Origin of the sequence: Hymenobacter fastidiosus (assembly GCF_039539565.1) — a bacterium.
In the GTDB taxonomy this organism is placed as follows: Bacteria; Bacteroidota; Bacteroidia; order Cytophagales; family Hymenobacteraceae; genus Hymenobacter; species Hymenobacter fastidiosus.
In genome coordinates this window covers 123,452-135,612 of the sequence record NZ_BAABDJ010000006.1, presented here as the reverse complement: position 1 = coordinate 135,612, position 12,161 = coordinate 123,452, and the positions used below count along the sequence as shown (strand labels likewise).

Genomic DNA, 12,161 nt, shown 5'->3' with positions numbered 1-12,161 from the left:
GAGGAGCCAAGCGTTAGAAGCTGGAAGGCAGCATAAGAGCAGGTTTTCGAGGTAAGGCGCGTCTGCCTGGTCACCCGTTTCGTTCCTTCCTTTTTTAACGCCTGCTCCCTCAACTCCTGATTTCTGACAGCCGGCAACCCGCCTCACCCTGCGTAACATTCATAGGACTTACGCAAAACCCTCCTGGTGCCATTTCACGCAGTGTTTCGCAGTGTTGAACCGCAGTGTTTCGCAGTGTTTAACGTCCTCGCACTGCGAAACACTGCGTGAAAGCATTTTGCGTAAGTCCTAATTCAGTGATAATGATAGCCTAGCGCCCGCAGGGTCGGGAAACTTGCCCGGGAGTGGCCCCGGATTCAGAATGAATCGGTTAGCGCCGGATTTTCAGGCTGTCGAGGGCGTGCTGGTAGCGGCGGGCGGTGCGCCGGTGGGCGGCGTAGGTTTCGGCAAAATCTGAGAAGCCGCTCAGGTCGGGGCGGGCACAGAAGAAGAAGTAGCGGTGTGCCGTGGGCTGCAGCACGGCATTCAGGCTCTGGCGGTTGGCCGAGGTGATGGGGCCGGGCGGCAGGCCCTTGTGCTTATAGGTGTTGTAGGGCGAATCCACGAGCTTGTCCCGGTTCAGCACCCGCTTCACCCCGAAGTTGCCGATGGCCCAGAGCAGGGTGGGGTCGGCCTGCAGGCGCATGTTGGTGCGCAGGCGGTTCAGGTATACCCCGGCAATGATGGGCTTATCCCCGGGCTTGGCCGTTTCGCGCTGCACGATGCTGGCCAGCACGTGCACCTGCACCGGCGAGAGCCGGAGCGAGTCGGCCTGCCGGCGGCGCCGGGGGTTCCAGAACCGGCCGTGCGTGGCCGCCGCCGAATCCAGAAACTGCCGGGCCGACGTGTTCCAGAACAGCCGGTAAGGGCCGGGCAGGAACAGCGTCAGCACGGTGGTGGTGTCGAGCTGGTAGCGGCGCCGTAGAAAGGCATTGTCGTTCAAAAGCCGCCGCAGGGCGCTGGAGTCAGCTTCGAGCTGGCGGCTGACCTGGCGGACCAGCTGGGGCTTGTACTTAAAGGCGTTCAGCTCGAAGGCCACCGTATCCTGCCGGCCGTGCCGCAGGCGGTCCAGTAAGGCGGCATTGCCCAGCTCCGGGTCGAGCAGATAGCGACCGGGCCGGATGTGGGCCGGATATTCGCGCCGCGCCGCCAGCCAGCGGAAGGTGGCGGGCTCCCGCAGCAGGTCGTGCTTTTCCAGCGAGTCCAGCACTGCCTGGTAGGAGGAACCGGTGCGGATGTAGAGGTAAGCCGGGCCGAAGGCGGAAACGGTAACGTTCGGTTGCCACAGTACCCGCCAGGCCACGTAGCAAGCGCCTGCCCCACCCAGGACAATCAGCAGCAGGAGCCCACCGGCCACGCGGCGCCACCGGCGGCGGGAAGAAGGGAGAGCAGAAGGTAGTTGCGCCAAAGGACTGAAAAGTTAGGGTCTAGCGCTTGGTGGCCCTGGCTACCAGCCGCTGCCAGCAGAAAGCATAACCTTCGTTCGCCAACGGCTGAATCCGGAAGGCTGAGCGGGCAGCCTCAGGCGCGGTAGCAAAAGCCGTGCGCACCGCCGCCGCCTGCTCCGCCGGACAGCCGGCCCTGGTCAGCCAGTCGTTCAGCTGCATGGTGGCCTCCGGGCCGGGCACCCCGATTTCTGCCACATCCAGGCCGGCGGTTTCGATTGCCTGCCGCCACTGCTGCGGGGCCAGATTCCGGCGGTGCGACGGGTCGCGCAGCGCCTCCACGCGGTTTTGCCAGGCGGCCGTGGCCGGGTCGTTGTCGGGCACGGTGGTATCGGCCAGCAGGAAACGGCCGCCGGGCCGCAGCACCCGCGCTACCTCGGCCAGAAACCGCGGCACCGACTCGAAATGGTGGGGCGCAATCCGGCAGGTAACCATCGAAAACGTGTCATCGGCAAACGGCAGGGCCTCGGCGGCGCCTTCCTGCCAGGTGATGTTGGCCAGGCCGGCTTCGGCCTGGTGCTGCCGGGCCTGGGCCAGCATCCCGGTCGACACATCCAGCCCCACGACGGAGCGCACGCGGGGAGCGAAAGCCAGGGCGGTGAAGCCGGTGCCAGTGGCTACGTCCAGTACTTCATCGGTGGGCTGACAGTTGGCGTGGGTGAGCAGCCAATGCAGCGAAGCTTCGGTCCAGGTATTCCATTGGGCGTTGTAGTGGCGGGCCTGACGGTCGAACTGCTCTTTGGCGGTGGTCATCTTCTGGTTTTTGGTGAATGGTGGGTGGTTTTTGGTGGGTGGTTTTTGGTTGTTGGCTCAGATGGTCGGATGATTGGTCGGAAGTTGATGACTGACCACGAGGTATTTATGGCTGAGGCTTAAGTCGGGGAATGTAGCTCAGGCTACCAGCACTAAGACTACCACCAAAAACCAAAAACCACCCACCAAAAACCAACCTACCCGCCATTTACCAGCGCCGCCACGGCGGCTTCCTGCTCCCGGTTGCGCTGCTGACGTTCAATTTCCAGCGGCGCCGCGGCCCGCACCTCACAGTCGGGAATCGGGCACCGCTCGCAGGTTTCGTTTACTATTTTCAGCGGAATAGCCGGGTCTTCCAAAAAGCGCACCTTCTGCTTCAGGTTTTCGTCGCAGAGCAGGCCGATGGTCACGCTCACGGCGGGCTCAGTGGCCGAGCCGGCCCGGGCCAGCGTGAGGCAGAGGTATTCATCCTCGGTGCCGAAGTAGCGGGACCGTTGCGCCCCGATAACCGTCAGGGGGGCTTCCGGGGTCGGATTATGGCGGGCTTCGGCAATCAGGCGCAGCGAAATCCAGCGGCGGCAGTAGTGCTCGTGCAGCTCGTTGCCGTGCGGATTGTGCAGGCGCGACAGGTGCAGCTCCTTGGTCAGCACGTAGGCCGCGTCGGCACTGGCCTGGTCGAAGCGCAGGAAAAACAGGCTTTGCAGGCCGAAATGCCGGGGCAGCAGGTTGGTGATGCGCTGCATGAACATCTCCGGCGACACGTCGTAGCGGGCCATCAGGTCCAGCAGCGCGGCGGGTTCCCACTTTTTGCTGGCAAACAGCTTCTGGAAGTCGCGCACCAGACTGTCTTCCTCCATCAGCAGCGCCCCGGCGAAGTACGACGCCTTGAAGTTGTTGAGCACCTCGTCGAAGCTGCGCACGGGGAAGCTGGCATTCACGTAGGGCCGCTCCTTGAGATGGAGGTAGTTGAAGGCAATTTCGCGGCCCAGCACGAAGGCTTCCTGCGTGCCCGTCAGGCCCGGGCGCAGCAGGAGTCGGCGGGTTTTGGGCTGAAAGACTGACCGGAGCCGGCCCAGGGTGGTATAGGCGCCCAGGGCCGTGCGGTCGATGCTGTAGCCGTACTTCTGGGTGAGGACCGTTTCGAGCTGGGTGATGTCGAAGGGCGCGCCCACGCTCAGCTTTTCGTGGCTCACGAACACGCGCACGTCCTGCTCCAGCTCGTCGAAGTAGTTGTCGTGCATTTCTTGGTAGGAGCGCAGCGCCGCCAGGAAAAAGTGCTCCTGCCGCATTTCGTAGTTGCGGGCTATTTCAAACAGGGTGCTGATGAAGGCGTTCATCTTGGCCGGCGCATCCGAAATCAGCTCCACGATGCGGATGGGGTCCAGCCCGAACATCTCCAGGGGGAATTCCTTCAGCAGATCCGACTGGAGCAGCTCCGAAATCGGCTCCAGCTTGCGGCTCAGCGTGAGCGAAGTAAGCTGGTCGTAGGTGACGCCCAGGGCCTTGCTCAAACTCAGAATCTTGTCGGCCTTGGGGTACTTTTTGCCTTTCTCAATCTCATTGAGGTAAGAAACCGACACGTCGCAGACGCGGGCCAGCTCGGCGGGGGTGAAGCCGTGCTCCTGCCGCAGCTCCCGCAGCTTCAATCCAAAAATTAACCGTACTACCTGACCGTGACTCAGCATAATGGAACGTCGAAAACCTACCTCCCCGGAAAATCAATGATTAGGTGTGCTCTTCGGGAAGGCAAAAAATAAATTCCCGTAAAACTACTCAGAAAGCCGTGTTTTTTAATTTTAGCGAATATTCGCTAGTATGATAAAATTCGCTTTTGTATGTTTGGCCATCAGCTTTCCCATCGACCACTCCAAACGCCAGTCTTATGTCGCCTTTCGCTGAACCTCAGACGCTTGTTTCGCCCCCCGCTTACCTGACGCCCGAGCGGGTGAAAGTAGTGGGCTCTTACTCGGCCGAGTTCGCCGAAATCCTGACGCCCTCGGCCTTGGCTTTCGTAGCCGAGCTGCACCGCCGCTTCGACCAAACGCGCCGCGAGGTGCTGCTGCGTCGCGACACCCGGCAACGGGAGTTTGACGCCGGCGTACTGCCCGATTTTCTGTCCGAAACCCGCCTGATCCGCGAAAAGCCCTGGACCGTGGCCCCGCTGCCCGCCGACCTGCTCGACCGGCGCGTGGAAATCACCGGCCCCGTGGAGCGGAAGATGATTATCAACGCGCTGAACTCCGGCGCTAAAGTGTTCATGGCCGACCTGGAAGATTCCAACTCACCCACCTGGGCCAATGTGATTGAGGGCCAGCGCAACCTGCGCGATGCCGTGCGCCGCACCATTTCCGTGAGCACGCCCACCAAAGAGTATACGCTGAACGAGAAAACCGCGACCCTCATGGTGCGCCCCCGCGGCTGGCATCTGCTGGAAAAGCACGTGCTGGTCGACGGCGAGCCGATCAGCGCCTCGTTGTTCGACTTCGGCCTGTACTACTTCCACAACGTGCACGAGCTGTGCCGCCGCGACAGCGCCCCGTATTTCTACCTGCCCAAAATCGAAAGCCACCTCGAAGCCCGGCTCTGGAACGACGTGTTCGGCTTCGCTCAGTGGTCACTCAAAATGCCCAAGTGCAGCATCAAAGCCACGGTGCTGATTGAGACGCTGCCCGCCGCGTTTGAGCTGAATGAGATTCTCTACGAGCTGCGCGAGCACAGCGCCGGCCTTAACTGCGGCCGCTGGGACTACATCTTCTCCTACATCAAGCGTCTGGGGCGGAAGCCCGAATTTACCCTGCCCGACCGCGCCCAGGTGACCATGACGGTGCCCTTCATGGCGGCCTACTCCCAGCTCGTCGTTCAGACCTGCCACCGCCGCGGGGTACACGCCATCGGCGGCATGGCGGCCCAGATTCCGATCAAGAACAACCCCGAAGCCAACGAGCTGGCCCTGGATAAAGTCCGGCAGGACAAGATCCGGGAAGCTAAAAACGGCCACGACGGCACCTGGGTGGCGCATCCGGGCCTGGTACCGGTGGCGCTGGAGGTATTCAACGAGCTGATGCCCGGTCTGAACCAGATCGACAACAAGCGCGAAGACGTGCAGGTAACCGCCGCCGACCTCGTGCAGGCTCCGCAGGGCACCATCACCGAGGCCGGCCTGAAGCTCAACATCGACGTGGCCATTCAGTATATTGAGTCCTGGCTTGGCGGCAACGGCTGCGTGCCGATTTACAACCTGATGGAAGACGCCGCCACGGCCGAAATCAGCCGGGCGCAGGTGTGGCAGTGGGTCCACACGCCCGGCACGAAGCTCCAGGATGGGCGCGACGTGACCGTGGAGCTGTACCGCTCCCTGGTGCCGGACCAGCTGGAAAAAATCAAGGCCCTGGTAGGGGAGGAGCGCTATACCCGCGGCCAGTACCTGCCCGCCGCCCGCCTCTTCGACCGGATGGTCATCAGCGAAAAATTCATCGAATTCCTGACCGTGCCCGCCTACGAGCAGCTGGCCTGATGTCGTGGTGCCACGAGTTGCCCGCAGGGCCTCGTGGTACCACTATCGTTGCGGATGGCTGACGGTCGTTCAACGATAGGTACCACTGTCGTTGTCTTGTGCCTGATGGTCGTTCAACGATAGTGGTGCCACTTCGTTGCTAATGCCTGCCGGTCGTTCAACGATAGTGGTACCACGGCAAAAAAGCCGTGGCACCACCCTGCCTCCCTCCTGTTTTCTGATCAAAAAAGCGGCTTTGCCAGCCGGCCGGGCCGCGCTTTGCCTGTCAATTCCAAAGTTTCACTTCTCTCATCATTTCCAACACCATGAAAAAGCACGAACGGATTACCGCCATCAAGCACGACTGGGCCACGAATGCCCGCTGGAAAGGAATTGAGCGGCCCTACTCGGCCGAGGATGTGGTGAAGCTCCAGAACAGCCTCCACATTGAGTACTCGCTGGCCCGGCAGGGGGCCGAGCGGCTGTGGAATCTGCTGCACTCGGAAGAATACGTGGCCGGGCTGGGCGCGCTGACGGGTAATCAGGCGGTGCAGGAAGTGCAGGCCGGCCTCAACGCCATCTACCTCAGCGGCTGGCAGGTGGCCGCCGACGCCAACGGGGCCGGCCAGATGTACCCCGACCAGAGCCTGTATCCCGTGGACAGCGTGCCGAGCGTGGTGAAGCGCATCAACAACGCCCTGCTGCGGGCCGACCAGATTCAGAACCTCACCGGCGACGGCGACGTGCACTGGCTGGTGCCCATCATAGCCGATGCGGAAGCCGGCTTTGGGGGCAACCTGAACGCGTTTGAGCTGATGAAGATGATGATTGAGGCCGGCGCCGCGGGCGTCCACTTCGAGGATCAGCTTTCATCGGCCAAGAAGTGTGGCCACCTGGGCGGCAAAGTGCTGGTGCCCACGCAGGAAGCCATTAATAAGCTGGTCGCCGCCCGCCTGGCCGCCGACGTAATGGGCGTGCCTACGCTGGTCGTAGCCCGCACCGATGCCGACGCCGCCGACCTGATTACGAGTGACGTGGATGAGCGCGACGTGCCCTTCGTGCTCACGGAGGAAGGCCGCACCAATGAAGGATTCTACCGGGTACGGCCGGGGGTGGAGTCGTGCATTGAGCGGGGCCTGGCCTACGCGCCCTACGCCGACCTGCTCTGGATGGAAACTTCTCACCCCGACCTGAGCCAGGCGCGCCAGTTCGCCGCGGCCATTCACGCCCGGTTTCCCGGGAAGCTGCTGGCCTACAACTGCTCGCCGTCGTTCAACTGGGCCTCCAAGCTCAGCGTGGAGCAGATGGAAACGTTCCGCGAGGAGCTGGCCGCGTTGGGCTACAAGTTTCAGTTTATCACCCTGGCCGGTTTTCACGCCCTCAATACGAGCATGTTCGAGCTGGCGCTGGCCTACCGGGAGCGGGGCATGGCCGGCTATTCGGAGCTGCAGGAGCGCGAATTCGGGCTGCAAAAGCACGGTTTCAAAGCCGTGAAGCACCAGTCCTTCGTCGGCACCGGCTACTTCGATGCCGTGCAGAACGTGGTGTCGGCTGGCAAGTCCAGCACCGGCGCGCTGGTGGGCAGCACTGAGGAAGCCCAGTTCCACGTCTGAACCACGGATTCCTCCGGATTTTTCGGATTAATCGGATTTTGTGGACGGCGTGAACGTCCGGTGATTATCCATCTGGCTAGCAGTCTAATAAGAAAGGCCACCCAATTGGGTGGCCTTTCTGGCGTGAAGCTAATCGTCCACAAAATCCGACCAATCCGAAAAATCCGGAGGAATCCGTGGTTCAGAAAGAATCAGCCAGCTCGTGGTAGTCAAGGTCGTGGCGCCGGGCCGTTTCCTGGAGGATAGTTTTCTGCCAGGGGCGCAGCACCTGGTCGGCTCCCAGCTCCACGATGTCGGCCACGAGGCGGTTAGACAGCACCAGGTTGGCCACGTAGCCGTTCATGTCGGTGGTGAGGTGGGCCTTCAGCTGAATCAAAAGCTGTTCGCGGGCATCAGCCCGGGTGGCTTTTTCGCCGCTGAGGCGGCGCCGGAACGGGAAGCGGCGCTGCTCGGCGGGGGCCGCCGGCTCGGGTACCGGTACGAAATTAGCGGGCGACAGGGCCGTCAGCTGATCGAGGAAAGGGGCGCGTTTCAGTTCCGGGTGCAGGCCGCGGGCGGCTTTCCAGTCGTTGAGGTCCCGCGGGGTGTCGCGCACCAGCTCCGAAAGCCGGTCGTTGGCAAATACCATGTAGGGGGGCCGGTCAAGCTGCTTGGCCACCTGGTCGCGGAGCAGATACAGGTCGCGGAACAGCAGCAGCTCGTTAGGCAGGATGCGGTATTTGCCCGCCATGCGCAGGTAGGGCCGCTCATCCCGGTTGTAGCGCACCTCTTCCAGGGCCTGGTTTTCCTGGTCGGCCCACCCGGTGCGGCCCAGGGCGGCCAGCTTGTCGCGCAGCTTATCGGTCAGCTCAAACAGGTAAAGCACGTCGTTGGCGGCGTAAAGCCTCTGCGCTTCCGTCAGGGGGCGCTTCAGCCAGTTCGACTTCTGCTCGCCTTTATCCACTTCCAGCCCTACTTCGGCCTGAATCAGGCGGCCCAGGGAAATGTTGTTGTCCGATTCGCCCAGCAGCGTGTACTGCACGCTGGTATCGGTGATGGGCCGCACGTGCACGCCATAGACCTCGTCGAGCAGCAGGATGTCGGATTTGCAGCTGTGAAATACCTTCTCCACCGCCGGGTCGCGCAAAATGGCCCAGAGCGGCTCCAGATCCTGCGCCGGATTGGTCAGCGGCAGCGGGTCGATGAGGTACACGACTTCGCCGTCGAAAATCTGGATCAGGGCGAGGTTGCGGCCGTAGCGGTGGCGCATATCATCAAACTCCAGATCGATGGCAATGCGGGGAGCAGTGCGTAGGGCAGCGGCCGCCTGTTGTACCTCGGCGGCAGTAGTTAGGTAGTGAATGGTAGGCATTTACGAAGAATAGCAGGGCTGATTACGACTGGCCTGCGCCGGGATAGGGCTACGGTCGGTCGGGTAAAGGTAGCTAAGCTGAGCGGGCAAACCCAATAAGCGAAACAAGCGCGGGGACCCTGGAAAGGCTCGCCGGCACCGGCTGACGGACGCTGGTAAAGAGCAAATCAAGGAACCGGACCTTGGTGGGTTGATTAAATTATAGTAATTACGGCGACCGAATGTGGAATTATTGCACATCCCGCATCAAACAAACTACATTAGCGGCACCCGCACTCTTTTTTCTTTCCGTTTTGCCAGAGCTCCGGACTGGCTGTTCCTCACTCAAACCGGTCTGAAGAGACCAAGCGTATGAAACAAAAAGTACTTTTCCTTTTGGTCTGGAGCCTTTTGCTGTCGGTGACGGCCTGGGCCCAGACGCAGACCATCAGTGGCCGGATCACCTCGGCCGATGGCTCGGGGCTACCGGGCGTGACCATCGTGGAACGAGGCACGACGAACGGGACCAGCACCGGCGCCGAGGGTAACTTTACCCTCACCGTCCAGCCCACCGCGACGCTGGTCGTCAGCTCTATCGGCTTCGTGAGCCAGAACGTGCCCGTCGGCAGCCGCTCGGTAGTGAATGTAGCGCTGGCCACCAATGCCACGCTCCTCAGTGAAACGGTGGTAGTTGGCTACGGCACCCAGTCGAAAGCCGACCTGACCGGCGCCATCACCCAGATTTCGGGGCAGGAAGTGCAGAATGCGCCGGTACCGAGCTTTGAGCAAGCCATTCAGGGCAAAGCAGCCGGCGTGTTTATTGAAAACAGCAGCGGCAAGCTCGGCCAGGGCATCAAGGTGCGCGTGCGGGGCACCAGCTCCGTGAGCGGCGGCAACCAGCCCCTGTACGTAATCGACGGCATTCCCCTCATCTCGGAAAACCTGTCGGGGACCGATGCGGCCACCAACCCGATTGCCGATCTGAACCCGAACGACATCGAGAGCCTCAGCATCCTGAAAGATGCTTCGGCTTCGGCGATTTATGGCTCCCGGGCCTCGAATGGCGTGGTGCTCATCACCACCAAGCGGGGCAAGGCCGGCGACACGCGCTTCACGCTGGGCTACCAGACCGGCCGCAGTGAGCCAACGAACAAAAAGGACTTCCTGAACGCGGCCGAGTACATCGAGTATTTCCGCGAAGCCGGCAAGAACGCCGGTCTGGAAGCGTTTACGGAAAGACGCCTGCGGCGCTTCGCCGCCGAAAATGCCGACTTCGCCACGAGCACCGTCGATACCGACTGGCAGGACGAAGCCTTTCAGCGCGCCCCTTTCGGCCAGTATGATCTGAACGTGAGCGGCGGCAACGACAAAACCCGCTTTTTCGTGTCGGGACTCTACAGCGACCAGAGCGGTATTCTGATCGGCAACAAGTTTGAGAAAATCGGGGCCCGCATCAACCTCGACCAGAAGGCTTCCGATAAGCTGACGCTCGGCATGAACGTGGGCGTGAGCCGGACGCGCAACAACCGTATCTCCAACGACAACGCCTTCAGCACGCCGATGCAGATTGTCGCCCTCGCGCCGATCAGTCCTACGGTTGACCCCCGCACGGGACAGGTGAGCGGGGCCCTGGACCTGGCCACTGGCAACCCCAACACCAACTACCCTACCTACTACAACCCGATCCTGAGCCAGATTGGGGCCTCCTACGTGGCCACGGTCTACCGCAACCTGGGCAATGTGTTTGCCCAGTACGAGTTCCTCCCCGGTCTGTCGTTCCGCAGCGAGCTGGGACTGGATCTGCTTAACCAGGAAGAGGATCAGTTTGCCGGCCGCATTACGTCCCGCAACAATGGCCCGAACCGGGGCGACGGCTTCAACCGCCGCCTGACGGTGGCCCGCTACACCACCAACAACTTCCTGAGCTACCGCAAGGTGTTCGCCGAAAACCACAGCGTGGAAGCTATCGGCGGCATGGCCTTCGAGGCGCGGAAGCTGCGCTCGAACAGCGTTACGGGCCAGCAATTCCCCAGCGACTCCTACAAGACCATTCTCAACGCGGCCAGCATCACGGGCGGTTCGTCTTCCGAAACCGGCAATACGCTGCTGTCTTATTTCGGCCGGGCCAACTACGCGTTTGCCAGCAAGTACCTGGTCAATGCCAGCCTGCGCATCGACGGCTCCTCCCGCTTCGGCGACAACAATAAATACGGCTACTTCCCGGCGGGCTCCGTGGGCTGGGTGGTTACGGAGGAGTCTTTCCTGCAGGATCAGAAAGTGCTGAGCTTTCTGAAGCCCCGGATCAGCTACGGCCTGACGGGCAACCAGGAGTTCAGCGACTTCCCTTCCCTGGCGCTTTACTCCGGCGACGGCGGCTACGCGGGCGTACCGGGGCAGCGGCCGTCGCAGCTGGCCAATCCGGACCTGAAGTGGGAAACTACGGCCCAGGCAGACATCGGACTGGAGTTTGGTTTCCTGGATAACCGCCTGAGCGGCGAAATCGATGTGTATCAGAAGAAGACCAAGGATCTGGCGCTGAACATAAACGTACCGGGCACTTCGGGCTTCACCCGGCAGTTCCGCAACGTGGGCAAGCTGGAAAACAAGGGCATCGAGTTCGTCCTGAACACCCGCAATCTGGTTGATGCCTTCACCTGGAACACCAGCCTGAATGCGTCCATCAACCGCAACAAGGTGACCAACCTCGATGGGCAGGTGATTGAGGGCGGGTTCCTGAACCGCGCCATCGAAGGCCAGCCCCTGGGCTCGTTTTATGGTAAGGAATACGCCGGAGTTGATCCGGCCAACGGGGATGCGCTGTACTTTCTGAACAAGATAAATGCGGATGGCAGCACCGACCGCACGAAAACCAACCGCTACGACGACGCTGAGCGGGTGCTTATCGGCGATCCTAACCCCAGATGGAATGGGGGGGTAACCAACACGTTCGGCTATAAAGGCATCGATCTGAGCTTCACCTTCCAGGGCGTATTCGGTAACGACGTGTACGACGGGGGCGGCAAGTTCCAGTCGGCCAACGCTACCGGCGGCTTCGACAACCTGACCCGCGACCAGCTGGACCGTTGGCAGAAGCCCGGCGACATCACCAACACGCCCCGGGCTACGCTGTTCGACCGTCCCCGGCCGGGCCTGGCTTATGGCACTGGTGGCGGCGGCGAATCATCCCGCTTCCTGTCCGATGGCTCCTACGTGCGCCTGAAGACCGTGACGCTGGGCTACAACCTGCCGTTGGCCTGGATCCAGCCCGCCCACCTGCAGTCGGCCCGCCTCTATTTCAGCGGCGTGAATCTGCTGACCTTCACCGACTACAAAGGCTGGGACCCGGAAGTTAACGCTGACTACCTGTCCAGCGGGGCCAACACGGGCAACATCTCCCAGGGCAACGACTTCTACTCCGCTCCGCAAGCCCGCACCTACACCTTCGGGGTGAACGTCGCTTTCTAACCGGACTTGCTGTCTGTTTCCAA

At 61.7% G+C, this 12,161-nt stretch carries 7 protein-coding genes; 3 read left to right on the top strand and 4 right to left on the bottom strand.

Translation table 11 applies throughout. The annotated features are described in order from the left end of the window. Positions 1–370 precede the first annotated feature (370 nt). The 3 genes from mltG to ABD833_RS04070 all read right to left on the bottom strand — a co-directional run bounded on the left by mltG (position 371) and on the right by ABD833_RS04070 (position 3,883). On the bottom strand, positions 371–1,447 hold the full coding sequence (gene mltG / locus ABD833_RS04080) for an endolytic transglycosylase MltG (protein WP_345071157.1): 1,077 nt from the start codon (positions 1,445–1,447) through the stop codon (positions 371–373). A 19-nt stretch (positions 1,448–1,466) separates the two neighbouring features. Continuing rightward, complete coding sequence (locus ABD833_RS04075) at positions 1,467–2,237, bottom strand: class I SAM-dependent methyltransferase (RefSeq protein ID WP_345071155.1); 771 nt, start codon at positions 2,235–2,237, stop codon at positions 1,467–1,469. Positions 2,238–2,434: 197 nt separating this feature from the next. Beyond that, a complete protein-coding gene (locus tag ABD833_RS04070; protein ID WP_345071154.1) occupies positions 2,435–3,883 on the bottom strand; it encodes a helix-turn-helix domain-containing protein in 1,449 nt (482 codons plus the stop codon). Positions 3,884–4,119: 236 nt separating this feature from the next. Here ABD833_RS04070 and aceB point away from each other — a divergent pair, with 236 nt between their 5' ends. Continuing rightward, positions 4,120–5,751 carry a malate synthase A gene (gene aceB, locus ABD833_RS04065; protein WP_345071152.1) on the top strand — a complete coding sequence of 544 codons (1,632 nt, stop codon included), beginning with the start codon at positions 4,120–4,122 and terminating at the stop codon, positions 5,749–5,751. A gap of 305 nt (positions 5,752–6,056) precedes the next feature. Continuing rightward, positions 6,057–7,343, top strand: a complete 1,287-nt coding sequence (gene aceA, locus ABD833_RS04060; RefSeq protein ID WP_345071150.1) for an isocitrate lyase — start codon at positions 6,057–6,059, stop codon at positions 7,341–7,343. Between the two features lie 181 nt (positions 7,344–7,524). Here the strand turns inward: aceA and ABD833_RS04055 are convergent, their stop codons facing one another. Then, positions 7,525–8,694 carry a ribonuclease D gene (locus ABD833_RS04055; protein ID WP_345071149.1) on the bottom strand — a complete coding sequence of 390 codons (1,170 nt, stop codon included), beginning with the start codon at positions 8,692–8,694 and terminating at the stop codon, positions 7,525–7,527. Positions 8,695–9,045: 351 nt separating this feature from the next. Between ABD833_RS04055 and ABD833_RS04050 the strand changes: the two genes are divergently transcribed. After that, on the top strand, positions 9,046–12,138 hold the full coding sequence (locus ABD833_RS04050; protein WP_345071148.1) for a SusC/RagA family TonB-linked outer membrane protein: 3,093 nt from the start codon (positions 9,046–9,048) through the stop codon (positions 12,136–12,138). The last annotated feature ends 23 nt before the right edge of the window (positions 12,139–12,161 follow it).